The 24,398-nt window shown below is 67.1% G+C and carries 27 protein-coding genes; 23 read left to right on the top strand and 4 right to left on the bottom strand.

From position 1 onward, the window contains the following. Window positions 1–74 precede the first annotated feature (74 nt). The 4 genes from ruvA to AC1REK_RS16700 are packed head-to-tail and all read left to right on the top strand — an operon-like array spanning window position 75 to window position 2,750. Complete coding sequence (gene ruvA, locus AC1REK_RS16685; RefSeq protein WP_066476085.1) at window positions 75–692, top strand: Holliday junction branch migration protein RuvA; 618 nt, start codon at window positions 75–77, stop codon at window positions 690–692. Continuing rightward, window positions 689–1,174 (top strand): GNAT family N-acetyltransferase, encoded by a 486-nt coding sequence (locus AC1REK_RS16690; protein ID WP_492269177.1) that lies wholly within the window; start codon window positions 689–691, stop codon window positions 1,172–1,174. The genes ruvA and AC1REK_RS16690 overlap by 4 nt, the downstream gene beginning before the upstream one ends. Continuing rightward, complete coding sequence (gene ruvB / locus AC1REK_RS16695; protein WP_316017646.1) at window positions 1,171–2,217, top strand: Holliday junction branch migration DNA helicase RuvB; 1,047 nt, start codon at window positions 1,171–1,173, stop codon at window positions 2,215–2,217. Before AC1REK_RS16690 ends, ruvB begins: the two co-directional genes overlap by 4 nt. Continuing rightward, the gene (locus tag AC1REK_RS16700; RefSeq protein ID WP_492269176.1) at window positions 2,214–2,750 is read left to right on the top strand and encodes a DUF3828 domain-containing protein; all 537 of its coding nucleotides are present in this window, start codon (window positions 2,214–2,216) and stop codon (window positions 2,748–2,750) included. The genes ruvB and AC1REK_RS16700 overlap by 4 nt, the downstream gene beginning before the upstream one ends. Window positions 2,751–2,768: 18 nt before the next feature. On the opposite strand, the gene AC1REK_RS16705 is transcribed toward AC1REK_RS16700, so the two are convergent. After that, window positions 2,769–2,981 (bottom strand): hypothetical protein, encoded by a 213-nt coding sequence (locus tag AC1REK_RS16705; protein ID WP_327522204.1) that lies wholly within the window; start codon window positions 2,979–2,981, stop codon window positions 2,769–2,771. A gap of 170 nt (window positions 2,982–3,151) precedes the next feature. Here AC1REK_RS16705 and ybgC point away from each other — a divergent pair, with 170 nt between their 5' ends. From ybgC to AC1REK_RS16775, 14 genes are all read left to right on the top strand, one after another. Then, complete coding sequence (ybgC, locus tag AC1REK_RS16710; RefSeq protein ID WP_066476093.1) at window positions 3,152–3,577, top strand: tol-pal system-associated acyl-CoA thioesterase; 426 nt, start codon at window positions 3,152–3,154, stop codon at window positions 3,575–3,577. A gap of 57 nt (window positions 3,578–3,634) precedes the next feature. Further along, window positions 3,635–4,282 (top strand): TetR/AcrR family transcriptional regulator, encoded by a 648-nt coding sequence (locus AC1REK_RS16715; protein WP_492269175.1) that lies wholly within the window; start codon window positions 3,635–3,637, stop codon window positions 4,280–4,282. 297 nt (window positions 4,283–4,579) lie between these two features. After that, the gene (locus AC1REK_RS16720) at window positions 4,580–5,029 is read left to right on the top strand and encodes a DUF2852 domain-containing protein (protein ID WP_316017641.1); all 450 of its coding nucleotides are present in this window, start codon (window positions 4,580–4,582) and stop codon (window positions 5,027–5,029) included. Window positions 5,030–5,556: 527 nt separating this feature from the next. Further along, entirely contained in the window at window positions 5,557–6,270 is a 714-nt protein-coding gene (gene tolQ, locus AC1REK_RS16725) for a protein TolQ (RefSeq protein WP_066476097.1), read from the top strand. A gap of 12 nt (window positions 6,271–6,282) precedes the next feature. Continuing rightward, a complete protein-coding gene (gene tolR, locus AC1REK_RS16730) occupies window positions 6,283–6,729 on the top strand; it encodes a protein TolR (RefSeq protein ID WP_316017640.1) in 447 nt (148 codons plus the stop codon). Window positions 6,730–6,775: 46 nt separating this feature from the next. Then, on the top strand, window positions 6,776–7,897 hold the full coding sequence (gene tolA, locus AC1REK_RS16735) for a cell envelope integrity protein TolA (RefSeq protein WP_327522202.1): 1,122 nt from the start codon (window positions 6,776–6,778) through the stop codon (window positions 7,895–7,897). Between the two features lie 56 nt (window positions 7,898–7,953). After that, window positions 7,954–9,267: a Tol-Pal system beta propeller repeat protein TolB gene (tolB, locus tag AC1REK_RS16740; protein ID WP_327522201.1), complete on the top strand. Its 1,314-nt coding sequence runs from the start codon at window positions 7,954–7,956 to the stop codon at window positions 9,265–9,267. 115 nt (window positions 9,268–9,382) lie between these two features. Beyond that, entirely contained in the window at window positions 9,383–10,051 is a 669-nt protein-coding gene (locus AC1REK_RS16745; protein ID WP_492269174.1) for a DUF2939 domain-containing protein, read from the top strand. 179 nt (window positions 10,052–10,230) lie between these two features. Next, window positions 10,231–10,731, top strand: coding sequence for a peptidoglycan-associated lipoprotein Pal (gene pal / locus AC1REK_RS16750; RefSeq protein WP_316017636.1), 501 nt, complete (start codon window positions 10,231–10,233; stop codon window positions 10,729–10,731). 186 nt (window positions 10,732–10,917) lie between these two features. Continuing rightward, on the top strand, window positions 10,918–11,772 hold the full coding sequence (ybgF, locus tag AC1REK_RS16755) for a tol-pal system protein YbgF (protein ID WP_492269173.1): 855 nt from the start codon (window positions 10,918–10,920) through the stop codon (window positions 11,770–11,772). After that, window positions 11,769–12,815 (top strand): tRNA lysidine(34) synthetase TilS, encoded by a 1,047-nt coding sequence (tilS, locus tag AC1REK_RS16760; protein WP_492269172.1) that lies wholly within the window; start codon window positions 11,769–11,771, stop codon window positions 12,813–12,815. The genes ybgF and tilS overlap by 4 nt, the downstream gene beginning before the upstream one ends. 111 nt (window positions 12,816–12,926) lie before the next feature. Next, window positions 12,927–14,852, top strand: coding sequence for an ATP-dependent zinc metalloprotease FtsH (gene ftsH / locus AC1REK_RS16765; protein ID WP_066476107.1), 1,926 nt, complete (start codon window positions 12,927–12,929; stop codon window positions 14,850–14,852). A 226-nt stretch (window positions 14,853–15,078) separates the two neighbouring features. Continuing rightward, window positions 15,079–16,422 (top strand): phosphoglucosamine mutase, encoded by a 1,344-nt coding sequence (glmM, locus tag AC1REK_RS16770; protein WP_327522198.1) that lies wholly within the window; start codon window positions 15,079–15,081, stop codon window positions 16,420–16,422. A gap of 325 nt (window positions 16,423–16,747) precedes the next feature. Next, window positions 16,748–17,653 carry an outer membrane protein gene (locus AC1REK_RS16775; protein WP_492269171.1) on the top strand — a complete coding sequence of 302 codons (906 nt, stop codon included), beginning with the start codon at window positions 16,748–16,750 and terminating at the stop codon, window positions 17,651–17,653. Window positions 17,654–17,785: 132 nt separating this feature from the next. On the opposite strand, the gene AC1REK_RS16780 is transcribed toward AC1REK_RS16775, so the two are convergent. Next, window positions 17,786–18,220 carry an HIT family protein gene (locus AC1REK_RS16780; RefSeq protein ID WP_492269170.1) on the bottom strand — a complete coding sequence of 145 codons (435 nt, stop codon included), beginning with the start codon at window positions 18,218–18,220 and terminating at the stop codon, window positions 17,786–17,788. Window positions 18,221–18,323: 103 nt separating this feature from the next. Between AC1REK_RS16780 and AC1REK_RS16785 the strand changes: the two genes are divergently transcribed. The 4 genes from AC1REK_RS16785 to AC1REK_RS16800 all read left to right on the top strand — a co-directional run bounded on the left by AC1REK_RS16785 (window position 18,324) and on the right by AC1REK_RS16800 (window position 21,265). Next, a complete protein-coding gene (locus tag AC1REK_RS16785) occupies window positions 18,324–18,623 on the top strand; it encodes a metal/formaldehyde-sensitive transcriptional repressor (protein ID WP_492269169.1) in 300 nt (99 codons plus the stop codon). A 33-nt stretch (window positions 18,624–18,656) separates the two neighbouring features. After that, window positions 18,657–19,769 carry an S-(hydroxymethyl)glutathione dehydrogenase/class III alcohol dehydrogenase gene (locus tag AC1REK_RS16790; RefSeq protein WP_316017630.1) on the top strand — a complete coding sequence of 371 codons (1,113 nt, stop codon included), beginning with the start codon at window positions 18,657–18,659 and terminating at the stop codon, window positions 19,767–19,769. 185 nt (window positions 19,770–19,954) lie between these two features. Further along, window positions 19,955–20,794 (top strand): S-formylglutathione hydrolase, encoded by an 840-nt coding sequence (gene fghA, locus AC1REK_RS16795; protein ID WP_492269168.1) that lies wholly within the window; start codon window positions 19,955–19,957, stop codon window positions 20,792–20,794. Between the two features lie 63 nt (window positions 20,795–20,857). Further along, window positions 20,858–21,265, top strand: a complete 408-nt coding sequence (locus AC1REK_RS16800; RefSeq protein ID WP_316017628.1) for a low affinity iron permease family protein — start codon at window positions 20,858–20,860, stop codon at window positions 21,263–21,265. A 119-nt stretch (window positions 21,266–21,384) separates the two neighbouring features. Here the strand turns inward: AC1REK_RS16800 and AC1REK_RS16805 are convergent, their stop codons facing one another. Further along, a complete protein-coding gene (locus tag AC1REK_RS16805) occupies window positions 21,385–21,741 on the bottom strand; it encodes an iron chaperone (RefSeq protein WP_492269167.1) in 357 nt (118 codons plus the stop codon). Window positions 21,742–21,852: 111 nt separating this feature from the next. After that, the gene (locus AC1REK_RS16810; RefSeq protein ID WP_492269166.1) at window positions 21,853–22,452 is read right to left on the bottom strand and encodes a dioxygenase family protein; all 600 of its coding nucleotides are present in this window, start codon (window positions 22,450–22,452) and stop codon (window positions 21,853–21,855) included. A 249-nt stretch (window positions 22,453–22,701) separates the two neighbouring features. Here AC1REK_RS16810 and AC1REK_RS16815 point away from each other — a divergent pair, with 249 nt between their 5' ends. Continuing rightward, the gene (locus AC1REK_RS16815) at window positions 22,702–24,375 is read left to right on the top strand and encodes a formate--tetrahydrofolate ligase (protein ID WP_492269165.1); all 1,674 of its coding nucleotides are present in this window, start codon (window positions 22,702–22,704) and stop codon (window positions 24,373–24,375) included. Window positions 24,376–24,398 lie beyond the last annotated feature (23 nt).

Below are 24,398 nucleotides of genomic sequence, written 5' to 3' on the forward strand. Positions count from 1 at the left end.
CTCCTGGTGGAGAACGCATGATCGCCGCGAATGATCCGCGCTGGCTGGAAGGGGCGATCATGCTAACAGGATGCATGATCGGAAAGCTAAAGGGCCTCATCGATTCGTATGGCGAGGACTTCGTCATCGTCGACGTTCAGGGCGTCGGCTATGTCGTGCAGTGCTCGTCGCGCACTTTGCAGCGTCTGCCCAAGACCGGCGAGGCTGCGGCGCTCTCGATCGAGACGCATGTCCGCGAGGATGCGATCCGGCTCTACGGCTTCCTGTCCGATACCGAGCGCGACTGGTTCCGCCTGATGCAGACGGTGCAGGGCGTCGGCGCCAAGGTCGCGCTGGCGATCCTCTCGACGCTCGAGCCCGGGGCGCTGGCGACGGCGATCGCGACCGGCGACAAGGCGGCGGTGGCCCGCGCATCCGGCGTCGGGCCGAAGCTGGCGCAGCGGATCTGCGCCGAGCTCAAGGACAAGGCTCCGGCCTTCGGCCATATCGATGCCGGCGTCGCCGAGCTCGCTGGCGCGCTCGACGACAAGCGGCTGCCGCAGCCGGTCGCCGATGCGGTCTCGGCCCTGGCCAATCTCGGTTATCCGCAGGCGCAGGCCGTGGCCGCGGTCGCGGCCGCTTCGCGGGCCGCCGGGGAGGGCGCCGGAACCGCGCAGCTGATCCGGCTCGGCCTGAAGGAACTGGCGAAATGAGCCGTCCGCCGGAACTGGTCCGCGAGATCGAGGACAAGAGCGCCTTCCTGGCGCTGATGATGCGGCATTGGGGCTCGCATCGCATGATGATCGGGCTGAAGACCTATGACTGCGCCGAGATTCCGCTGCTCGGACTGTTCACGGCCGCCGGCGAGCCGCTGGCACTGGCGAGCTGGGCTCCCGACGGCGACACGGCCGTGCTCTGCGCGCTGCATGCGCTGAAGCCCGGCGAAGGCGCGGCGGAGCGGCTGCTCGATGCGGTCAAGGCGGCGGCGAAGGCGCGCGGCGCCGTCAGGCTGCGGGCCATGCTGACCAATGACAACATGCCGGGCCTGGCATTCTACCAGAAGCTCGGATTCCGCTTCTCGGGGCTTTATGTCGAGGCGATCGATGCCTATCGCTCGGTGATCCCGACGATCATCAAGACCGGCTATCAGGGCCTGCCCGTGCGCGACGCGCTCGAATTGGAGATCGCGTTGTGAGTGAACCCCGGCGATTGGTGACGCCCGAGCGTCGCGACGACGACAGCGAGAGCTCGCTGCGGCCGCTTTCGCTCGCCGATTTCACCGGCCAGGCGGCGGCGCGGGCGAATCTGCAGGTCTTCATCAATGCCGCACGCACCCGCGGCGATGCGCTCGACCATGTCCTGTTCGTCGGGCCGCCCGGCCTCGGCAAGACGACGTTGGCGCAGATCGTGGCGCGCGAGCTCGGCGTCAATTTCCGCTCGACCTCGGGACCGGTGATCGCCAAGGCCGGCGACCTTGCGGCTCAGCTCACCAATCTCGAAGAGCGCGACGTGCTCTTCATCGACGAGATCCACCGGCTCAATCCGGCCGTCGAGGAAATCCTCTATCCGGCGATGGAGGACTACCAGCTCGACCTGATCATCGGCGAGGGGCCGGCGGCGCGCTCGGTCAAGATCGACCTGCCGAAGTTCACTTTGGTCGGCGCGACGACGCGGGCCGGTTTGCTGACGACGCCGTTGCGCGACCGCTTCGGCATTCCGGTCCGGCTGCAGTTTTACACGGTCGAGGAATTGCAGGGCATCGTCGCGCGCGGCGCGCGGGTGCTCGGCGTGCCGATGTCGGATGACGGCGCCAACGAGATCGCGCGCCGGTCCCGCGGGACGCCGCGAATAGCGGGACGCCTGCTGCGACGTGTGCGCGACTTCGCGATCGTCGACGGCGATGCGATCGTCACTCGCAAGGTCGCCGACAAGGCGCTCAGCCTCCTCGAAGTCGACGGGATCGGCCTCGACCTGATGGACAGGCGCTATCTCACAATGGTCGCTGTGAACTTCGGCGGCGGTCCGGTCGGCATCGAGACCATCGCGGCGGCGCTCTCCGAGCCGCGCGACGCGATCGAGGAGATCATCGAGCCCTTCCTGCTGCAGCAGGGCTTCCTGCAGCGCACACCGCGCGGGCGCCTTTTGACCGCGCATGCTTTCCGGCATCTCGGCATGGCCGAGCCCAAGCGCGATACGGCGCAGTTCGGGTTGTTCGGCGATGAGGAGGACGAGGCGTGATAGGCAGAGGCAAGGCGCTGGCCCTGGCGCTCGCGCTTTCCGGGCAGATCGCCATATCGGCCTCCCCGGTGCGAGCGGACGATGTCTCGCCGCGCGGGCCGGTCTCAGAGGCCTACGCCATCACCATCAAGACGCTGAAGGGAACCGGCAAGCCCGCCTGGCGTCCGCCGCATCGCGACAGGCTGATGAGCCGGGAGCTTGCCGCGCTCTTTGCCCGCGACGACCTCTACCAGGAGGAGAGCGGCGATATGGGCCAGATCGGCGCCGATCCCTTCCTCAACGGTCAGGACGGCGAGATCAAGAAACTGACCCTGGACACTATCCCCGTCGCGCCGGGCAAGGCGACGGTCGTTGCCAGCTTCCGCAGCTTCGGCAAGCCCGTCACCGTCCAGTTCAGGATGGTGCGGGAGAACGACGGCTGGCGCATCGACGACATCATCGACCAGTTCGAAGGCAAGGACTATTCGGTTCGGGCGGCGCTGTCGCAGCCCTATGACTGCGGCTCGTTCATGGGCAAGCCCTGCAAGCGCTGAGGCGCGCCCTCGTTCCGTCTACTGGCGCGCGAATTTGGATCGCTGCATGGCCGGAAGCTGGCCGGCATGATCGAGTGCGCCGGACGGCGCCTCGCGATCGCTCTCGATCGGCTGCATGCCCTCGTCGGGGTTGCGACTTTCCGGCCGGGCCGGCTCGGTTTCCGCCTTGCGCTTCCGATCCAGCGCCTTGCGGGCCTTGGCCTGCTGGGCCGCGTGTCGCAGCTTCTCCATCGATTTGGTCTCCGTCCGGTTGCCCGGTGATAACCTGTGGGCGGCGGCGAGGTTCCCTTGCGGCCGGAGCGGGCGGTTGTGGTCACGCTGCCTTCGGGGCTAAAGCTCGCGGCATGCCCGCGAAAGGAAGTGCGGCTGTGCTCCCGGGAGCCGGCCGCCTGAGAGCCTCAATGACCGAATCGAACGCTGCGCCCGCCGGCCACCGGATTTCCGTCCGCGTCTACTACGAGGACACCGACTTCTCCGGCGTCGTCTACCATGCCTCCTATCTGCGTTTCATGGAGCGCGGCCGCACCGAGCTGATCCGCGCGCTCGGGATCGAGCAGCGCGAGCTGTTCGACGGCGATCAGGCGCTCGGCTTCGCCGTCCGGCGCATGACGATCGATTTCGTCAGGCCGGCGGTGATGGACGATCTCCTGACGGTGGAGACGCGTCCGACGCTGGCGCGCGGCGCCACAATGGAGCTCGACCAGCGCATCCTGCGCGGCGAGGAGGTCCTGATCACGGCGCAGGTCAAGGTCGCCTGTGTCGGTGGCGGCAAGGCGCGGCGCATCCCCGACGTGCTGCGGCACCGTCTGGGCCTCGAGATCGTCTGAGCGGGGCTGCTCGGACTGGCATCGACCCGGTCCGAGCGCCATGTTAGTGCCCGTAACATGAGCTGGAAACGCGACGAGCCCGGTCAGCCGCGGGGCTATCACCACGGCAACCTCAAGGAAGCGCTGATCCGCGCCGCGCTCGGCCTGATCGGCGAGAAGGGGCCGAACGGCTTCACCTTCGCCGAGGCGGCCCGCATGGCCGGCGTCAGCCCCGCCGCGCCCTATCGCCATTATCGTGACCGCGACGAGTTGCTGGCCGATGTCGCGGTGCGCGGCTTCATCGCCTTCGAGGCCGCCCTGGCCAAGGCCTGGGATGGCGGCAAGCCCGATCCGGAAATCGCCTTCCACCGGCTCGGCCGGGCCTATCTCGCCTTCGCGCATGACGAGCCGGCCTTCTATTCGGCGATGTTCGAAGCCGGAGTGCCGCTCGACGCCAGCCCGGAATTGCGGGCCGCCGCCGACCGCTCTTTCCAGCAATTGCGCCAGGCCGCCGAGACGCTGATCGCGGCACTGCCTCAGGGCAAGCGGCCGCCGGCGCTGATGATGGCGCTGCATATCTGGGCGATGTCGCATGGCGTCGCCGCCCTGTTCGGCCGGGCCGATGGCGGCAGGCGGCCCTTGCCGATGTCGGCTTCCGACCTGCTGGAGGCCGGGATGCTGGTCTATCTCAAGGGCCTCGGCCTGCCGCCCGAGCAGGCTGGCTGAAGGCCGCACAGGCTTCGCCCACCTCGCACCGTCGTTCCGGCCAGCCCGGTCGCATCTCGGAAACGGTCCGCACATCATTCAGAGGACTCACGCATAGATCCCCGGGGCTGTGCGTGGGTGCGGCTTGTCCGTGCCGACGGGGAGCCGACTCAGAATTTTCTGCGTCTCGTCTTGAAACGCTTGGCAGTCGCGGCCAGATATGTAAATGTGATTTACATTCACACGGTCGGCCTCCGCCGATCGGGGAGGTTGGCCGGCAGTGGCACCCGCCGCTGCCATCTGTTTCGAGAGGGAACGATGCCGATCGTCGCCAAGCTGGACGAATACGGAAAAGGAGCCTGGATCGCCTTTGCGGTGCTCGGCTTCATCATCTTCTGGCCCCTGGGTCTGGCGACCCTGGTCTTTCTGTTTTGGAGTGGACGCATGGGACATGGTTGCGGACAGGCGCATTACGAGCACCGGATGAGCCGCCTGCAGGACAAGATGGATCGCCTGCGCGATCGCATGGGCGGTGGGCAGGGCTGGGGCCGCTCCGGCTTCGGTGGCTGGGGTCGCGGCCCGTCCAGCGGCAACCGCGCCTTCGACGAGTACCGCGAGGAGACGCTGCGTCGCCTCGAGGACGAGCAGCGCGAATTCCAGGATTTCCTCGGCCGGCTGCGCATGGCCAAGGACAAGGCCGAGTTCGACGAGTTCATGAGCGAGCGTCGCCGGGGCACGCCGGAGGCGGAAGCCGGCGGCAACGCCTGACCGTCTGATCGCATCAGCGATCCCACAGCTTTCGCGGCCCGCTTCCCTCTGGGAGGCGGGCCGTTTTGCTTTCGCGACTCAGTAGCCGGCTCCGCGTTCCTGCAACGCGTCCTCGCGTCAAAGATGACCGGGGCGACCCTGGTCGGCAGAGCAGTATCGCGGCGGGCCGGCCGGGCCGGGTGCTTGGCGCAGCGCGCTGCATTGAAGCGGCTGGAACAGGGCGGGCCAGCGCTTGCACCTGCGCATTCACGCCCTTGCGCGCGCCGCCGGGATCGCAGGCAGGCCGACGCCATAACCCGATGTTAACCACGAGGACTGTTAAGGTTGACCGGGCCTTAATCCGAAACAAGGCCTTTGGCGCGCCGAATATCGCCGTTTGGCCCATCTTTCGCCGGATTCAGCGGCGATTGGTTCTGACGGCATATCCCCGGAGCGCAGATCGGGCGGCGGCGCGAACTTCGCGACGCGTCTAGCGGGCTGTGCGGAGTCGGTCGGATTTCGCATCGGCCAGGCAGAAGGATGACAGGATGAACCCCGCCGCGGAGGTCGCGCAGGTCGCGCCGCAGATCGACATGTCGTTCTGGTCGCTGTTCTGGCACGCGCATTTCGTCGTCAAGATCGTGATGATGGGCCTGCTCGCCGCATCGGTCTGGTGCTGGTCGATCATCGTCGACAAGACCCTGCTCTATCGCCGCACCCGCCGCGACATGGATGCCTTCGAGGAGGTGTTCTGGTCCGGCCGCTCGCTCGAAGAACTCTATCGCGAGCTCGCGAACCGGCCGGTCAGCGACATGGCCGCGGTCTTCGTCGCGGCGATGCGCGAATGGAAGCGCTCCTTCGAGAATGGCGGGCGCTCGGTCGCAAGCCTGTCGCAGCGAATCGACAAGGTGCTCGACGTCACCATCCAGCGCGAGGCGGAGCGGCTGGAATCGAAGCTGCTCGTGCTCTCCACCATCGCTTCGGCGGCTCCGTTCATCGGCCTTTTCGGGACGGTGTGGGGCATCATGAACTCCTTCACCGCGATCGCGGTCTCGAAGAACTCCTCGCTCGCCGTCGTGGCGCCGGGCATCGCCGAGGCGCTGTTCGCCACCGCGATCGGCCTGTTCGCCGCGATCCCGGCCCTGATGGCCTACAACAAGCTGCAGGCCGAGGTCGCCAAGGCGCAGAACCGGCTCGAAGCCTTCGCCGACGAGTTCTCCGCGATCCTGTCGCGGCAGATCGACGAACGGCTGGCGGCTTAAGGGGCGGCGCGGATGGGCATGTCAGCCGCAGCCGGCGCCAAGGCCGGGGGACGTCGCCGCCGCAGCCGGCGGCACGGCGCCATCGCCGAGATCAACATGACGCCGTTTATCGACGTCATGCTCGTGCTCCTGATCATCTTCATGGTCGCGGCGCCGCTGATCGCGAGCGGCGTGCCGATCGACCTGCCGCAGACCGGCGCCAAGCCGATCAATGTCGACCAGAAGCCGATCACCATCGCCATCGACGACAAGGGCCAGATCTTCCTGCAGGACCAGCCGACGCTGGAGCCCGATCTCGTGCAGAAGCTCCAGGCGATCGCCAAGCAGGGCTTCGACGACCGGATCTATGTCCGCGGCCACAAGCAGGTCGACTATGGCCGCGTCGCCTCGGTGATGTCGACGATCACCAGCGCCGGCTTCAAGCGCGTCGCGCTGGTCACCGAGCCTAGCTCGCGGTGAACGGGGGAGTCTGTCCGCGTTGAAGATCTCCAGTTCCGAACCGGGCATGGCGGTTTCCGCCCTGGGCCACGCGACCTTCCTGGTCGCGGGGCTGCTGGCGTTTTCCTCGCCGAACCCGCTGCCGGAGCATATGGAAGCGATCGCGGTCGAGGTCATCGACCCTTCCGCGCTGAACCAGGTGACGCGCGGCGAGCGCCAGGCCGAGAAGGTGCAGGAGCAGCCGCAGCAGCGCGCCGAGCGCCAGTCCGAGATCGTCGAGCGCAAGGAAGCCGGCGAGGCCAAGCACGACACGCCGGCGCCGCCCTCGCGCCCGGCCGAGCTCAAGGTCGCCGATGAGAATGTCGCGGCACCGTTGCCGCCGTCGCGGCCGACCCCGAAGCCGACGCCGCCGGCCGAACCGGTGAAGCAGCCGCCGCAGAAGACCGAGCAGGCCGCCGCCCGCGAGGCCGAGCAGCGCCGTGAGGAGCTGGCGAAGCTGGCCGAGGAGGCCGAGCGCGAGAGCAAGGCCAAGCAGGCCGAGGAAGAGGCGAAGGCCGCCGCCAAGGCGAAGGCCGAAGCGGAGGCGCAGGCCAAGGCCGAAGCCGCCAAGCTCGCCAAGGCGAAGGCCGAGGCCGAAGCCAAGGCCAAGGCGGAAGCCGAGCAGAAGGCCAAGCTCGCGGCTGAAGCCAAGGCGAAGCGCGAGGCCGAGGCGAAGGCCAAGCGCGAGGCCGAGATCGCCAAGAATTTCAATCCGAACGACATCGCCAAGCTGCTGCAGTCGAAGGAGCAGGCGCAATCCTCGGGATCGAGCGCGCCGCAGGTCAACCGCACCGCCTCGCTCGGCACCCAGACCGGCTCGTCGCAGAAGCTCTCGCCCTCGCTGCGGGCGCAGCTGATGGGCATCATCCAGGACCAGCTGCAGAAGTGCTGGAACGTGCCGATCGCGCTGCAGAGCTCGCCGCGGCCGGTGGTGCCGCAGGTGCGCATGAAGCTCAACACCGACGGCTCGCTGCTCGGCCAGGCGAGCGTGACCAATTCCTCGTCCGACCCGCTCTTCCGAGTCGCGGCGGATTCGGCGCTGACGGCGACGCGGCGCTGCTCGCCGCTGCGGATTCCCGCTCAGTTTGCCGCGTATTATGACGACTGGCGCGATGTCGTCGTCAATTTCGACGCAAGGGACGTACTGTGACCGCGATCGACCGCAATCCTCTTCCCACTCTCCAGACGTTGCCGCGCGCGCCCGGATTGACGCGCCGCCATGCGCTGGCGCTCGGCGGTGCTGCATTCGCGGGCGCGGCCTTGCTGCCGGCCGCGGCGCGTGCCGAACTCGTCATCGACCTGCGCAAGGGCACCTTCCAGCCGATGCCGATCGCGATCGCCGATTTCGCCGGCGAGGGCGGCGTGCAGGTCTCGACGATCATCACCAACAACCTGAAGCGCTGCGGCTATTTCCTGCCGATCGAGAAGGCGCGTCATCCCGAGAAGAACCCGCCCTTCGACAGCGTCCCGCAGTTCGAGGCGTGGAAGTCGGCCGGCATCCAGGCGCTGGTGACGGGCCGCGTCTCGCGCGACGGCTCCGGCCGGCTCAAGGCCGAGTTCCGGCTCTGGGACGTGCTGACCGGCGAGCAGATCGACGGCCAGCAATACTTCACCGACCCCAATAATTCCCGCCGCGTCGGTCACATCATCTCGGATGCGGTGTTCAGCAAGGTCACCGGCGTCGGCGGCTTCTTCGATACCCGTGTGGTCTTCGTCGACGAGTCCGGCTCGAAGGAGAGCCGGCGCAAGCGCCTCGCGATCATGGACCAGGACGGCGCCAATGTGCGCTACCTCACCGATGGCGCGATCTCGGTGGTGACGCCGCGGTTCTCCCCTGTGGCGCAGGAAGTCACCTATATGGCGCAGCGCACCGGCGAGCAGCCGCGCGTGCATGTCTTGAACATCGAGACCGGCCAGCGCCAGGTCGTCGGAAACTTCCCCGACATGACCACGAGCCCGCGCTTCTCGCCGAACGGCGCGCGCATCGCGCTCAGCCTGCAGCAGGGCGGCAACGCCAATCTCTACGCGATCGACATCGGCTCGCGCACCACGACGCGGCTGACCTCGACGCCGGCGATCGACACCTCGCCATCCTATTCGCCCGATGGCGCGCAGATCGTCTTCGAGAGCGACCGCGGTGGCTCGCAGCAGCTCTATGTGATGGGCGCCGGAGGCGGGGAGGGCAAGCGCATCTCCTTCGGCCAGGGCTCCTATTCGCAGCCTTCGTGGTCGCCGCGCGGCGATCTCATCGCCTTCACCCGCCAGGGCGGCGGCGCCTTCTCGATCGGCGTGATGCGCCCCGACGGTTCGGGCGAGCGCATCCTGACCGAGGGCTTCCACAACGAGGCTCCGAACTGGGCCCCGAATGGCCAGTACATCATGTTCTTCCGCGACCCCGGCGGCCAGTCGGGTGGCAAACTCTACATGGTCGACATTACCGGCCGGGTGGAAATCCCGGTGCCGACGCCGGCCTTCGCCTCCGACCCGACCTGGTCGCCGCTACTCACCGCGGCGCGCTGAGGCTCCGCGGCCGGTCTCGTTCACGAGCCGGTGAGCGAGGCTTCCGCTTCGCGACCATGACACGTTCTCCTTTCAGCGTCGGCGTTGCGATGCCTCGGCCTTGAAGGGAGTGTGGATGGCGCAGACGATTCCGGACCGCGACGATGCTGAAGACCTCGCCACGCTGCCGTCGCGGCGCGGCAGGTGGATCGTGCTCGGCCTGCTCTTCGCTATCCTGTTCGGCTACTGGGCCTCGCCCTATGTCGCGGCGGCACGCCTGGCCCGGGCGGCCAATGCCGGCGCGGCGGACGAGGTCCTTGCCCGCATCGATCTTCCGGCGCTGCGCATGTCTTTCGCCCGCCAGATCGTCCGCTCCTATATTTCGCGCAATCCGCAGGCTCGCGGTCTCGATCCGCTCGCCCGTCAGGTCGTCGCCGGGGCGGCGACTGGCTTTGTCGATGCGATCATTGCCGAGCATCTGACGCCCGCGGCGATAACCGCATTGCTGACCGAACGAGGCTCGGCGGCCCCTGCGGATGAACTGCTGGGGCCGGGGCTGGCGCTGCCCCGGGCCGGTGGGCTCGGCGATGTCTGGACCCTGTTCAGGAACTCCGGCTTCGATGGGCTGACGAGCTTCGCGGTGACGGTGCCGCCGAAGGCTACGGCTGCGGACGAAATGGACGCCTATCGGCTGCGCTTCGGGCTTTCCGGAACGCGCTGGAAGCTGCGCGCGCTCGAACTGCCCAAGACGGTGCTGGCGCGCCTCGCGGATGAACTGAAGAGCCGCACCGACCGCGCCTCCTGATGCAATTCTGTCACAGCAACGGGAATGCGGTCATTCGAGAGATTTGGTTAACCATGTGCCGCAATGCCGCCACTTCGCCTTGGTTTGGCAAGGTCTCGTTTAGGTTGATAGATCATTTCTTGCTGAACGTGCGATGCCGCCAAGGCGCGCTCTCGCCTTTGAAAGTCCGGAGAACAGACATGCTCGCGTCCCTCGCCGCCAGCGCCCGCACCACGCGCTTCGCCGTCGCCATTCTCGGGGCGCTCGCCCTCGGCGCCTGCGCCAAAGACCAGAATGCCGACGGCTTCGGCGCCGGCGGAGCCGCGACCCCCGGCAGCGCTCAGGACTTCGTCGTCAATGTCGGCGATCGCGTCTTCTTCGAGACCGACTCGACCGATCTGACGCCGACCGCCGTCGCTACCCTCGACAAGCAGTCGGCCTGGCTCGGTCGCTATCCGCGCTACACCTTCACCATCGAAGGTCACGCCGACGAGCGCGGCACCCGCGAATACAACTATTCGCTCGGCGCCCGCCGCGCCCAGACGGTGCGCGACTACCTCGCCTCGCGCGGCGTTCCGGCCAACCGGATGCGCACCATCTCTTATGGCAAGGAGCGCCCGGTCGCGGTCTGCAACGACATCTCGTGCTGGTCGCAGAACCGCCGGGCCGTGACGGTGCTCGACGCCGGCGCCGGCGTCTGACATCCTCGACCGATCACGCAAGGACCGGCGCTTCCCGAAAGGAAAGCGCCGGTCCTTTCATATTTTGGCCGTGGTATCGGGGTGTGATAGTTTCCGGTTCCGAATAATGCGGTTTGCTGGATGATGACTGGGTCGAAGTTCTTTGGTTCCGCCTCGAAGCGGCTGGGTGTTCGTTGTGGCGTTGCCGTGACGGCATTGCTGCTGGCGATCGGGGCGATCGCGCTCCCCGCGTCGGCGCAGGATGCGGCGGATTTGCTGGTGCGCACGACACGGCTCGAAAACCAGCTGCGCCAGCTCTCGGGGCAGATCGAGCAGCTCCAGTTCGAGAACCGGCGGCTGACCGAGCAACTGCGCAAGTTCCAGGAAGATGTCGATTTTCGCCTCTCCGAACGCGGCGGCTCGCGCTCGGGCGCGGCGCCGGCCTCTCCGCCGGCGGCCCAGCCGCCGCAGCCCGCGCGCCAGCGCCGCGGCGATGCCTTCGATCCCGCGGCCAATCCCGGCTCCGCTGGCGCGCCGCGCCAGATCGGCGAGGTGATCGACGAAGATTTCGCCGGCAGTTCGACGGCAGGGCAGGGGCCGCTCGACCTCTCCGGCGTCGGCCGCTCGGCACCGACCGCGCCACGTGGTCCGAGCGTCGCTGCGGCCGGGCAGGCCGCCAGCCCGCGCGAAATCTACGACGTCGCTTATGCCCATGTGCTGCGCAAGGAATACGAGCGGGCCGAGATGGGCTTTCGCGAATTCCTGCAGAGCTATCCGCGTGATCGCCTCGCGCCGGACGCCACCTTCTGGCTCGGCGAAAGCTATTTCCAGCGCCAGCGCTATCGCGAGGCGGCCGAGCAGTTCCTGAAGATCTCGCGCGACTACCCCAAGGCCGGCAAGGGCGCCGACAGCCTGCTGAAGCTCGGCATGGCCCTGAACGGGCTCGGCGCCCGCGATCAGGCTTGCGCCACTTATGCCAAGGTCGGCGTCGACTTTCCGTCCGCCTCGAACGCGGTGCGCAAGGGCGTCGAGCGCGAGCAGAAGCGCGCCCGCTGCGCTTGAGCGCGGCGACCCACGCAGACGCCGAGCCGGCGCCGCTCTGCGAGGCCGAAGCCGAGGCGCTGTTCGCGCCGCTTGCCGCCGAAGAGCGCCTGCTGGTCGCCGTATCGGGCGGCCCCGATTCCGTTGCTCTGCTCGCGCTGCTCACCGTCTGGGCGCGAGCCTGTGCCGGACGGCTGGCAATCCATGCGGCAACCGTCGATCACGGCCTGCGGCCGGAGGCCGCGGCCGAGGCGGCGGCGGTCGGGCTTTTATGCCGCGACCTCGATGTTCCCCATGTCGTCCTCCGTTGGGAGGGTGAGAAGCCTCGGTCGGGCCTGCAGGAGCAGGCGCGGCTGGCGCGCTATGAATTGCTCGCCGGGCAGGCGAGGGCGCTCGGCGGCGCCGTCATCGTCACTGCTCATACGCTAGATGATCAGGCAGAGACCGTGCTGATGCGGTTGGCGAAGGGCTCCGGGCCCGCCGGGCTTGCCGGCATGCGCGCCCGCACCGTCCGCCATGGCGTGCCGCTCGCCCGGCCGCTGCTCGGGGTCGCGAAGGCGCGCCTCGTCGCCACTTGCCTGGCGCGCGGGCTCGACCATGTCAGCGACCCGTCGAACGAGGATCCGCGCTTCACCCGGGTGCGCTGGCGCGCGCTGATGCCGCAACTCTCCGAGGAAGGGCTGACGTCGGCCCGGCTCGCTCTGCTGGCCTCGCGAGTGGCGCGCGCCGAACAGGCGCTGGAGCAGCGGGCGGCGGGCCTGCTTCCGGCCTTGTCGACGCGCGGCGACGACGGTTTGCGGCTCGATTTCGTCGGCCTTTGCCGCGAGCCGGACGAGATCGTGATCCGCGTCCTGGCGCGCGCGCTGGCGGCGTTGCAGCCCGAAGCCGAGATGCGCCTCGAACGGCTGGAAAACTGTGCGCTTGCCCTGGCCGAGGCAGCGCGAGGCGGCGAGCCGCTCCGGCGCACGCTCGGCGGCTGCGTGCTCCGGCTTACCGGCGACGGAGCCCTGACGGTTGCACGAGAACCGCCACGGCGACGCGGCGTTCACCCTGAGGGGGAATGAGGCGAGCAAAACGCAGCCTTCCCTTGGCAAGAAGGGGATAGGCTCCTAGATTAGACCGTGAAAATCTCAGGCTCGTCCGGCATTTCCGCTGGAGAGCGGATCGGAACCCTGATGAATCCGAATTTCCGAAATTTCGCCCTCTGGGTGGTGATCTTCCTGCTGGTCCTGGCGCTCGTCACTCTCTTCCAGAGCCCGAGCCAGCGGGTCAGCACCAACGAGATCCCCTATAGCCAGCTGATCAACGAGTCCGAGGCCGGGCGTATCACCAATGTCGTGGTCGCCGGACAGGAGATCACCGGCACCTTCACGGATGGGCGCAGCTTCGTGACCTATGCGCCCTATGGCGACCCGGCGCTGCTGAAGACGCTGGCGCAGAAGGGCGTTCAGGTTTCGGCGCGGGCTCCTTCCGAGGGCACGCCGTGGTTCATGGCTCTCCTGGTCAATTCGCTGCCCTTCGTCATCTTCATCGGCCTGTGGATCTTCATGTCCCGCCAGATGCAGAACGGCGCCGGCCGGGCGATGGGCTTCGGCAAGTCGAAGGCCAAGCTTCTCACCGAGGCGCATGGCCGCGTCACCTTCGAGGACGTCGCCGGTATCGACGAGGCCAAGGAAGACCTGCAGGAGATCGTCGAGTTCCTGCGCGATCCCCAGAAATTCCAGCGCCTGGGCGGCCGGATTCCGCGCGGCGTGCTGCTGGTCGGCCCTCCGGGTACCGGTAAGACCCTGACCGCGCGCGCTGTCGCCGGCGAGGCGAACGTGCCGTTCTTCACGATCTCGGGCTCCGACTTCGTCGAGATGTTCGTCGGCGTCGGCGCGAGCCGTGTGCGCGACATGTTCGAGCAGGCCAAGAAGAACGCGCCCTGCATCATCTTCATCGACGAAATCGACGCGGTCGGTCGTCATCGTGGCGCCGGTCTCGGCGGCGGCAATGACGAACGCGAGCAGACCCTCAACCAGCTCCTGGTCGAGATGGATGGTTTCGAGCCGAACGAGGGCGTGATCATCATCGCCGCGACCAACCGTCCGGACGTGCTCGACCCGGCGCTGCTGCGTCCCGGCCGCTTCGACCGCCAGATCGTCGTGCCGAACCCGGACGTCGCCGGCCGCGAGAAGATCCTGCGCGTGCATGTGCGCAAGGTGCCGCTCGCTCCGGATGTCGACCTCAAGGTGCTGGCCCGCGGCACGCCCGGCTTCTCCGGCGCCGATTTGATGAACCTCGTCAACGAGGCCGCCCTGCTCGCTGCCCGCCGCGGCAAGCGCATGGTCACGCATCTCGAATTCGAGGATGCCAAGGACAAGGTCATGATGGGCGCCGAGCGCAAATCGATGGCGATGTCCGAGGAGGAGAAGAAGCTGACCGCCTATCACGAGGCCGGTCACGCCATCGTCGGCCTCTATGTCCCGGCCGGCATACCCGTCCACAAGGCGACGATCATCCCGCGTGGACGCGCACTCGGCATGGTCAAGTTCCTGCCGGAAGGCGACCGCTACTCGATGAAGTTCAAGGAGTTCACCTCGCAGCTCGCGGTCGCCATGGGCGGACGCGTCGCGGAGGAGATCACCTTCGGCAAGGAGAACATCACCTCCGGCGCCACCGGCGACATCCAGCAGGCGACCAAGATGGCGAAGGCCATGGTCACGCAGATGGGCTATTCGGAGGAACTCGGCCTGGTCGCCTATGGCGACAACCAGGAAGAGGTCTTCCTCGGCATGTCGATGGGCCGCAGCCAGAGCATCTCGGAGTCGACGGCGCAGAAGATCGACAGCGAAGTCCGCCGACTGGTCAACCAGGGCTATCTCGACGCCAAGGAAATCCTCAGCAAGCACCATGACGAGTTCGTCGCGGTGGCCGAGGCGCTGCTCGAGTTCGAGACGCTGACCGGCGACGAGATCCGCGACCTGATCGCCGGCAAGCGCCCGTCACGCGATGCGGACGACACGCCGCACGCCCCGCGCGGCTCCGCCGTGCCGAGCGCCGGCAAGGGCCGCAAGCGCGGCGAGCCGGATGCCGGACTGGAGCCCCAGCCGCAGGCCTGAGACATCCTTCCGGAAGAGGGAGAGATCGGGCGGCCCCATGGGCCGCCCTTTTCTTTGGAAGGCGGAACTTTGCTACGCTCCAGCACCGCAATCCGAGGCGGAAGCTTGCCTGGGCGCTTGACGGATATGTTTCGACACAATTTGTGAGAAGCTGAACGGGCGAACAGCCTGTATGACCACGCCAGGTAATGTCGAGCCGGCAAGGCTCCAGGGACAAAACTCGACCATGACACGCAAATACTTCGGCACCGATGGCATCCGCGGCCGCGCCAACGGTGTGATCACGCCGGATCTCGCGCTGCGGGTCGGTCAGGCGACCGGCCTTGCCTTTCGCCGCGGCGAGCATCGCCACCGGGTCGTGATCGGCAAGGATACACGGCTATCCGGCTACATGATCGAGAACGCGCTCGTCGCCGGCTTCACCTCGGTGGGCATGGATGTGCTGCTGCTCGGGCCGATGCCGACGCCTGCGGTCGCGATGCTGACGCGCTCGATGCGGTCCGATCTTGGCGTGATGATCTCCGCCTCGCACAACGCCTACGAGGATAACGGCATCAAGCTGTTCGGTCCGGATGGCTACAAGCTCTCCGACGAGGTGGAAGCCGAGATCACCCGCCTGATCGATTCCGATCTCGGCAAGCAGCTTTCGGCCTCGCCGGCGCTCGGCCGCGCGAAGCGCATCGAGAGTGCCGATGCCCGCTACATCGAGTTCGCCAAGCGTACCATGCCGCGCAATCTCAGCCTGGAAGGGCTGCGGATCGTCGTCGATTGCGCCAACGGTGCCGCCTACAAGGTCGCGCCGGAGGCGCTGTGGGAGCTAGGGGCCGAGGTCATCGCCATCGGCGTCGAGCCCGACGGCTTCAACATCAACCGCGATGTCGGTTCGACCAAGCCGGAGGCGCTGAGCCAGAAGGTGCGCGAACTGCGCGCCGATATCGGCATTGCGCTGGATGGCGATGCCGACCGTGTCCTGATCGTCGACGAGAACGGCCAGGTCGTCGATGGCGACCAGTTGATGGGCGTGATCGCGCGCAGCTGGCAGGAGGACGGGCTGCTCTCGGCGCCGGGCATCGTCGCCACCGTGATGTCCAATCTCGGTCTGGAGCGCTATCTGGCGGGGCTCGGCCTGTCACTGGCCCGGACCGCGGTCGGCGACCGCTACGTGCTCGAGCACATGCGCGCCAACGGCTTCAACCTCGGCGGCGAACAGTCCGGCCACATCATTCTCTCCGATTATGCGACGACCGGGGACGGGCTCGTCGCGGCGCTGCAACTGCTCGCCGTGGTCAAGCGCCAGGAGAAGCCGGTCTCCGAGGTCTGCCATTGCTTCGAGCCGCTGCCGCAGATCCTCAAGAACGTCCGCTACAAGCAGGGGCGGCCGCTGGAGGAGAAGCCGGTGGTCAGCGCCATCAAGGCAGCCGAGCAGCTGCTGGGCGAAAGCGGGCGCCTGGTGATCCGGCCTTCCGGTACCGAGCCGGTGATCCGAGTGATGGCGGAAGGTGACGACCGCGACCTCGTCATGCGCGCGGTCGATGAAGTCGTCGAGGCGGTGGCGAAGGCTGCAGCCTGAGTACACCGCTCGTTTCGCGGCTCCAGTCGTAGTCGCGGACCCAGACAATACGGCAACTCGCGACAGCGCCGGAGCCTTGCGCAAGGTTCCGGCGCTTTTTGTCTTACGGCTCGCGGCAGGTGCGGGTCGCTGGCGCCGCCAGGCATGACCAAGGGCGACGTGATCGAGAACTTAAGCTTCCGGTAACTACAGCGCTCCCGTTCACGCAAAAGTAGGGTTAGGTTTTAAGGTTAAGTGTCATTTAAGAAATCAATGGCAAGGTCTTCCCATCGGTAACTCGCGCGAGCTGCGTCCCTGCCTGCGCAAAAAACGAAGGAACCCTGCCATGGGCAGCCTTAAAACCCTTGCGCTTGCCGGCGTCATGGCTCTGGGCGTTTCCGCCGTCGCCAAAGCTGCCGATTTCCCGGTCGCGGCTCCGCCGCCTCCGCCCCCTGCGCCGGAACTGCGCGGCTCGGTCGGCGGCGGCTGGTATCTGCGCGGTGATATCGGCGTCGGTTCGCAGGGCTATGACGAGCTCGATGTGAAGCTGAACAATGCCCCGGTCATCCAGACGGCGGGCGTCACCTCGTTCAGCACGATCAGCCCCGATCGCAGCTTCGCCGCCTTCGCCGGCGTCGGCATCGGCTACCAGTTCAACAACTGGTTCCGCATGGATCTGACCGGCGAATATCGCGGCGCATCCTTCACCGGCCGCGACCAGCTCTCTTACAATTTCGGCATCCCGGTCAACCAGACCAACAATTACCGCGCGGATGTCGCGACCTTCGTCGGCCTGGTCAACGGCTACATCGATCTCGGCACCTGGAACTGCCTGACGCCTTATCTCGGTGCCGGCATCGGTTTCGCCAATCACAGCGTCAACGGGCTGACCGACAACGGCATCAATCAGGCGGTAGGCTCGCCGTTCGCCAACGTCTCCTATGCCTATGGGGACACGGGCAGCAAGACCAACTTCGCCTGGGCGCTGATGGCCGGCGTCGCCTATGACGTGACCTCGAGCCTGAAGCTCGATATCGGCTACCGCTACCTGAACATGGGCGATGGCCCGACCATCGGGCTCGCCGGCGCCAATGGCCTGCTGGTCAATCCGAGCTCCTCGGTCCGCTTCAAGCAGATCGACAGCCACGACATCCGCATCGGCATGCGCTGGAACTTCAACGATCCGAACTGCTGCGGCCCGAAGGAGCAGCCGATCTACGCGCCGGCGCCCCACGTCGTCCGCAAGTTCTGATCGGCAAACACCGATCCAGCCCGACATCTGACCAGAAGACTGCGCGAACCCGGTTCGCGCAGTCTTTTCGTTTACGGGGGAGGCTGGCCGGCACGGCTGCTGCGCTGTTGCCCGGGCTGTCCGGCGGCGGGCTCAGGAGGCGAGTCGCTCTCGCAATGCCGCCGCGACGCCCTCCAGCTCCTGAGCCGGCGGCTGGGTCGGCAGCGTGAAGGCCTCGACGCCTTGCTCCAGATAGACCGCCGAGGTGATGTCGTGCCGGTGATGCATCGGCACGAGATGGGCATGGGCGTGGTTCACATGGATGCCGGTATAGAGCATCGCGACCCGCTCGACCGGGTAGAGCGCCTTCATCTCGCGGGCGAGGCGCTGCGACAGCGCCATGATCTTGCCGGCCAATGCGGGCGGAAGCTCCTCGAACCAGGGATAATGGGCGCGCGGGATCACCAGCGTGTGGCCCGGCCGGATCGGATGGATGTCGAGAAAGGCGAGGACATCCTCGTCCTCATGCACGGCGTGGCAGGCGATCTCGCCGCTTGCGATCCGGCAGAACAGGCAATCATTGGGCATCCCGGCCTCCAGCACACCATCCGGCGAGCAGGTCTGCTGGCCAGGACGAGCCCATGATTGACATACTCCCCTAGAGTATTCTAGGCCTAGAGAATGAAATGCCATGCCGCATAGTCCGGAAGAGAAAAAGCGTGCCGTCGCACGCCTGCGCCGGATCAGGGGGCAGGCGGAGGCGCTGGAGCGCGCGGTCGAGGCCGGCACGGATTGCAGCACATTGCTGCAGCAGATCGCGGCGCTGCGCGGCGCGGCCAACGGGCTGATGGCGGAAGTTCTCGAAGGCCATCTGCGCGAGACCTTCGGCCATGCGAGGGGAGGCCCGCCGGGTGGCGAGGGCGCCGCCGGATTCGACGCCGAAGCCGAGATCGACGGCATCATCAGGACATTGCGCACCTATCTGAAATAGGCGCGCCGGGACCAGTTCAAGGAGGACATCAAGATGAAGACACGCGCCGCCGTCGCCTGGGAGGCCGGAAAGCCGCTGACCATCGAGACCATCGAGATCGGCGGCCCGAAGGCCGGTGAGGTGCTGGTCGAGGTGATGGCGACCGGCATCTGCCATACCGACGCCTACACGCTGTCCGGCCTCGATTCCGAGGGCAAGTTCCCGGCGATCCTCGGCCATGAGGGCGCCGGCATCGTGCGCGAGGTCGGCGCGGGCGTCACCACGCTGAAGCCGGGCGACCATGTCATCCCGCTCTACACGCCCGAATGCCGCAGCTGTAAGTCCTGCCTGTCGCGCCGGACCAATCTCTGCACCTCGATCCGTGCGACGCAGGGCCAGGGCCTGATGCCCGACGGCACCTCGCGCTTCTCCTGCGATGGCGGTGAGGTCTTCCACTATATGGGCTGCTCGACCTTCGCGAACTTCACCGTTCTGCCCGAGATCGCGCTGGCCAAGGTCCGCGAGGACGCGCCCTTCGACAAGATCTGCTATATCGGCTGCGGCGTGACCACCGGCATCGGCGCGGTGATCTACACCGCCAAGGTCTGGCCCGGCGCCAATGTCGTGGTGTTCGGTCTCGGCGGCATCGGCCTCAACGTGATCCAGGGTGCCCGCATGGTCGGGGCCGACAAGATCATCGGCGTCGACATCAATCCCGCCAAGCGCGCCATGGCCGAGAAGTTCGGCATGACCGACTTCGTCAATCCGCGCGAGATCGGCAACGACAAGGTGGTGCAGGCGATCGTCGACCTGACCGGCGGCGGCGCCGACTTCTCCTTCGACGCGACCGGCAACACCGACGTGATGCGCCAGGCGCTCGAGTGCTGCCATCGCGGCTGGGGCGAGTCGATCATCATCGGCGTCGCCGAGGCCGGCAAGGAGATCGCCACCCGGCCGTTCCAGCTGGTCACCGGCCGGGTCTGGAAGGGCACCGCCTTCGGCGGTGCGCGCGGGCGCACCGACGTGCCGAAGATCGTCGACTGGTACATGGAGGGCAAGATCAACATCGACGACCTGATCACCCACAAGCTGAGCCTGGACGAGATCAACCACGGCTTCGACCTGATGCATGAGGGCAAGTCGATCCGCTCGGTGGTGGTCTACTGAGCGGCCGTCTTTTGGCCCCATCCATCCCGCACTGAACCTCGGCGCATTCCCGGCACGCTTCGGGCGGCGCCGATCCGGCATCCATTACGGGCTTCGCCCCGGCCATGGATGCCGGTGCCATTCTGCGCGCCGGCCGGGACGACGATCGAAGACCCGTCGGACGCCGCAGCGAAAGGGAACGTCAGATGGAACTCGTCTCCTCCTCGAAAGCCTTCGGTGGCCAGCAGCGCGTCTATCGCCATGACAGCTCGGCCTGCGCCTGCCCGATGAATTTCGCGGTCTTCCTGCCGCCGCAGGCGGAGGCGGGGCCGGTTCCGGTGCTCTGGTATCTCTCCGGGCTGACCTGCACGCATCAGAACGCGATGGACAAGGGCGAGTATCGGGCCGCGGCTGCCGCCAACGGAGTCGCCATCATCTGCCCCGACACCTCGCCGCGCGGCGAGGGGGTGCCGGACGAGCCGGAGAACTGGCAGTTCGGCTCGGGCGCCGGCTTCTATCTCGACGCGACGCAGGCGCCCTATGCGACGAACTACCGGATGGAGAGCTATATCCGGGACGAATTGCCCGCGCTCGTCGCCCGCGAATTGCCGCTCGACATGTCTCGCCAGGGCATTTTCGGCCATTCCATGGGCGGGCATGGCGCGATCACGCTGGCGCTGAAGAATCCCGGCCGCTACGCCTCGGTCTCGGCCTTCGCGCCGATCACCCAGCCTTCGACCGCCGGCTGGTCCCGCCCGGCTTTCGAAAAGTATCTCGGGCCCGACGAGGCGGCCTGGCGCGCCTATGACGCGACCCTGCTGATCGCCGATGGGCATCGCGTCCCCGACCTGCTCGTCGACCAGGGCACCGCCGACGGCTTCCTGCAGGAGGGGCTGCGGCCGCAGCTGCTGGAGCTTGCCTGCACCACGGCCGGTATCCCGCTGACGCTGACGATGCGGGAGGGCTACGACCACTCCTACAACTTCGTTTCGACCTTTATGGCCCAGCATATCGCCTGGCACGCCGAGCGGCTGATTCCGGCCTGAGGAACGCCGCCCCCGCTGCGGCGTTGAGGCTAGCAGCATGCTGTTGCAGCATCGAAGCGGGGAATGGTCATGGCATCGGCGCTCTCCACCGGCAGCGACAAGCGCTCCCTGTTCACGCGCCTCTCCCAGGCGACGGCGCATTGGGCCGGCAAGCCGCAGACCTTCGTCATCGCGCTGGCCATCATCGTCATCTGGGCGGGCTCGGGGCCGTTCTTCGGCTTCAACGACACCTGGCAGCTCGTCATCAATACCTCGACGACGATCGTCACCTTCCTGATGGTCTTCATCATCCAGAACAGCCAGAACCGCGATACCGCCGCGATGCAGATCAAACTCGACGAGTTGATCGCCAAGGTCGAAGGGGCTCGCGAGGAGCTGCTCGATCTCGAGGAGCTCGACGAGGACAAGATCGAGGCGATCCGCGGGGAGTTCGAGGAGATAGCCCGCAGGGCGCGATCCAAGCGTGGCTAGGGCTTCCGCGTTTCGGTGCAGTGCGCAAACCCTCGGGGAGCATGGCCCATCGATCCCGATGGCATCGCATGACGTCGATGAGCCCAGACTGCAGAGCTCTGGGTCGCCGAAGACGGTCTCTAGAAACCCTTCTTGCTGCGGGAGCTGATTGCCAGTTTCTCGACCAGTTCATCAGTGATGGGTTTTCTCACTGAGAACGTAACTCCGGTCTTGGTTGCCTTGAGTTTCAAGGAGGCGATCTCGTCGGCATGGGCGGCAATTGCGCTCGGGTCGACATAGAGACCGCATTGTTTGCTGAAGGCGGCATAACCCGCGATGATCGTTCCTTGGATCTGGTAACCAGGCATATCGTATTTCATGGTTTCTTCGGCGTCCGGCAGCGCCCGCGACAGCCCTGCACGCAGGCGACTCAGCACGGGACGAAACTGCGCCGGTGCCGCGGCGATGTAGGCATCATGGTCGTTGATTTTCGACATGCTGACACAGTGCCTTTCGGCATGCCCGTAAGCAACGAATGGGCGAAGGCTCTTGATGCCGCGCTTGCGGCCTGTCCGCGACGACCAACCGCCGCAGAGAAGCAGGCAGCGCTATCCTGCCAGCACGAAATCGAAGCGGCCGAGCTGGCCGCCTTCGGCCGGTCGCAGCTTCATCAGCAGCCTTGAATCGAACAGGCCGTCGCGGCGATTGCCGGGCTCGTCGGGGAAATAGAGCTGTGTCGTCAGCACCGGGCTCTGCGCGCCGCCGCGCAGCTTGACGTGAAGATGGCGGGTGCGGCCGGGGTAGAGCCCGGGCGCCCGGGTGATGAACTGGTAGCAGCCCTGCGCATCGGCGAAGAGATGGCCGCGGAAGCGGAAGCCGCGGTTATCGTACTGGCCGGAGGGGGCGGCCTGCCAGAAATCGAGTAGCGCGCCCGGGATCGGGCGGCATTGCCGCGTCAGCACGAAGCCGGTGAGGACGAGCAGTTCGCCGGCCCCATCCTCGCGCAGATCGGAACGTTGCGGCGATGACGGCGTGAAATAGGGCCCCTCGGTCTGGCGCGGCGTCGCAGCGGCCTGCGCATCGCAGGCTGGCGTCGCCGGGAGCTCGTTGCCCTGCGCCAGGGCGTCCTCCGGCAGGCCGAGGCTGGCGAAGCCGGCGGCCGACAGGCTCGCGATGATGAGGTCGCGGCGGCTCGGTGCATCGGTCATGGCTGGCTCTTCCCTCGCTTTTGTCAGCTTCGTTCTTGCGCTCATTCTTGCAATGCGGCTTCCGGCGGATTTCGGGCAGGAGGCCCGGGCTCGCCGAACCGTGATGCGTTGCGCCGACAAGCTCCTGTCCACCACGCGGGTCGGGCCCGGGACCCGAGCGCTGGCGGCCGCTGCGGTTTTTCGGCACAGTCGCGCCAAGGGGAATCGGCCGGCAAGGCGTCCCGTTCGAGACAAGATCAAGGGGACGACATGCCGACCGATATCGAGATCGCCCGCGCGGCGAAGCTGCAGCCGATCGGTGCGATTGCCGCCAAGGCCGGCATTCCCGATGCGGCGCTGCAGCCCTATGGCAAGTACATCGCCAAGGTCGACGCCAGCGCCATCGGCGACTTCGCCTCGCGGCCGGACGGCAAGCTGATCCTCGTCACCGCGATCAGCCCGACGCCAGCGGGCGAGGGCAAGACCACCACCACGGTCGGCCTCGGCGACGGGCTGTCGCGGCTCGGCAAGCGCACCATGATCGCGCTGCGCGAGCCTTCGCTCGGTCCCTGCTTCGGCCAGAAGGGTGGCGCGGCCGGCGGCGGCCACGCCCAGGTCGTGCCGATGGAGCAGATCAACCTGCACTTTACCGGCGATTTCCACGCCATCACCAGCGCGCACAACCTGCTCGCCGCCATGCTCGACAACCACATCTACTGGAGCAACGAGCTCGGCTTCGACGCCCGCCACGTCGCCTGGCGGCGTGTCATGGACATGAACGACCGGGCGCTGCGTAGCCTCGTCTCCTCGCTCGGCGGGGCGAGCAACGGTTTTCCGCGCGAGGACGGTTTCGACATCACTGTCGCCTCCGAGGTGATGGCGATCTTCTGCCTCGCGACCGATCTCGCCGATCTCGAGGCCCGGCTCGGGCGCATCGTCGTCGGCCGCCGGCGTGACAAGAGCCCGATCACCGCCGCCGACCTCAAGGCACCGGGCGCGATGACCGTGCTGCTCAAGGATGCGCTGATGCCGAACCTGGTGCAGACGCTGGAGGGCACGCCGGCCTTCGTTCATGGCGGTCCCTTCGCCAACATCGCCCATGGCTGCAATTCGGTGATCGCGACGCGCGCCGCCCTCAAGCTCGCCGACTATGTGGTGACCGAGGCCGGCTTCGGCGCCGATCTCGGGGCCGAGAAGTTCTTCGACATCAAATGCCGCAAGGCCGGGCTGAAGCCCGATGTCGCGGTGGTGGTCGCGACCGTCCGGGCCCTGAAGATGCATGGCGGCGTCGCCCGCGACACGCTCTCGGCCGAGAACCTGCCGGCGCTGGAGGCGGGTCTTTCGAACCTGGCGCGCCATGTCGAGAACCTCCGCAAGTTCGGCGTGCCGCCGATCGTGGCGATCAATCACTTCACTTCGGACACCGCTGCGGAGCACGCGCTGATCCAGAATTTCTGCCGCAACCATCTCGGCGTCGAGGCGGTGATCTGCCGGCATTGGGCGCAGGGCGGCGCCGGTACGGAAGAGCTCGCCGCCAAGGTCGCGGCGCTGGTCGAGAGCGGTGAAGCGGATTTCGCGCCGCTGTATCCCGAGGCGCTCCCGCTGCGCGAGAAGCTGGAGAAGATCGCGCGCGAAATCTACGGCGCCGCCGGTATCTCGGCCGATGCCAGGGTGAGCGCGCGCTTCGCCGAGCTCGAAGCGGCCGGCCATGGCGACCTGCCGATCTGCGTGGCGAAGACGCAGTATTCCTTCTCCGCCGACCCGACGCTACGCGGCGCGCCGTCGGGCCATGTCGTGCCGGTGCGCGAGCTCAGGCTGGCGGCGGGCGCCGGCTTCGTGGTCGCGATCTGCGGGGACATCATGACCATGCCGGGGCTGCCGCGGCAGCCGGCGGCCGAGCGCATCCATATCGACGCGAGTGGGCAGATCGAGGGGCTGTTCTAGCCTGCTCGGGACTGCCGCGGGTG

Source organism: Allobosea sp. GW823-FHT02B03 (assembly GCF_058797755.1).

Excerpts from the sequence above, each read along its gene's own strand:
- tolR (WP_316017640.1), top strand. The coding sequence starts at position 6,283 with ATGGGCATGTCAGCCGCAGCCGGCGCCAAGGCCGGGGGACGTCGCCGC.
- fghA (WP_492269168.1), top strand. The coding sequence starts at position 19,955 with ATGGAACTCGTCTCCTCCTCGAAAGCCTTCGGTGGCCAGCAGCGCGTC.
- AC1REK_RS16720 (WP_316017641.1), top strand. The coding sequence starts at position 4,580 with ATGCCGATCGTCGCCAAGCTGGACGAATACGGAAAAGGAGCCTGGATC.
- ybgC (WP_066476093.1), top strand. The coding sequence starts at position 3,152 with ATGACCGAATCGAACGCTGCGCCCGCCGGCCACCGGATTTCCGTCCGC.
- AC1REK_RS16785 (WP_492269169.1), top strand. The coding sequence starts at position 18,324 with ATGCCGCATAGTCCGGAAGAGAAAAAGCGTGCCGTCGCACGCCTGCGC.
- glmM (WP_327522198.1), top strand. The coding sequence starts at position 15,079 with ATGACACGCAAATACTTCGGCACCGATGGCATCCGCGGCCGCGCCAAC.
- AC1REK_RS16810 (WP_492269166.1), bottom strand. The coding sequence starts at position 22,452 with ATGACCGATGCACCGAGCCGCCGCGACCTCATCATCGCGAGCCTGTCG.
- tolQ (WP_066476097.1), top strand. The coding sequence starts at position 5,557 with ATGAACCCCGCCGCGGAGGTCGCGCAGGTCGCGCCGCAGATCGACATG.
- AC1REK_RS16815 (WP_492269165.1), top strand. The coding sequence starts at position 22,702 with ATGCCGACCGATATCGAGATCGCCCGCGCGGCGAAGCTGCAGCCGATC.
- AC1REK_RS16715 (WP_492269175.1), top strand. The coding sequence starts at position 3,635 with ATGAGCTGGAAACGCGACGAGCCCGGTCAGCCGCGGGGCTATCACCAC.
- AC1REK_RS16745 (WP_492269174.1), top strand. The coding sequence starts at position 9,383 with ATGGCGCAGACGATTCCGGACCGCGACGATGCTGAAGACCTCGCCACG.
- ftsH (WP_066476107.1), top strand. The coding sequence starts at position 12,927 with ATGAATCCGAATTTCCGAAATTTCGCCCTCTGGGTGGTGATCTTCCTG.
- AC1REK_RS16790 (WP_316017630.1), top strand. The coding sequence starts at position 18,657 with ATGAAGACACGCGCCGCCGTCGCCTGGGAGGCCGGAAAGCCGCTGACC.
- AC1REK_RS16690 (WP_492269177.1), top strand. The coding sequence starts at position 689 with ATGAGCCGTCCGCCGGAACTGGTCCGCGAGATCGAGGACAAGAGCGCC.
- pal (WP_316017636.1), top strand. The coding sequence starts at position 10,231 with ATGCTCGCGTCCCTCGCCGCCAGCGCCCGCACCACGCGCTTCGCCGTC.
- AC1REK_RS16780 (WP_492269170.1), bottom strand. The coding sequence starts at position 18,220 with ATGCCCAATGATTGCCTGTTCTGCCGGATCGCAAGCGGCGAGATCGCC.
- AC1REK_RS16705 (WP_327522204.1), bottom strand. The coding sequence starts at position 2,981 with ATGGAGAAGCTGCGACACGCGGCCCAGCAGGCCAAGGCCCGCAAGGCG.
- AC1REK_RS16800 (WP_316017628.1), top strand. The coding sequence starts at position 20,858 with ATGGTCATGGCATCGGCGCTCTCCACCGGCAGCGACAAGCGCTCCCTG.
- AC1REK_RS16805 (WP_492269167.1), bottom strand. The coding sequence starts at position 21,741 with ATGTCGAAAATCAACGACCATGATGCCTACATCGCCGCGGCACCGGCG.
- ruvA (WP_066476085.1), top strand. The coding sequence starts at position 75 with ATGATCGGAAAGCTAAAGGGCCTCATCGATTCGTATGGCGAGGACTTC.
- tolA (WP_327522202.1), top strand. The coding sequence starts at position 6,776 with ATGGCGGTTTCCGCCCTGGGCCACGCGACCTTCCTGGTCGCGGGGCTG.
- AC1REK_RS16775 (WP_492269171.1), top strand. The coding sequence starts at position 16,748 with ATGGGCAGCCTTAAAACCCTTGCGCTTGCCGGCGTCATGGCTCTGGGC.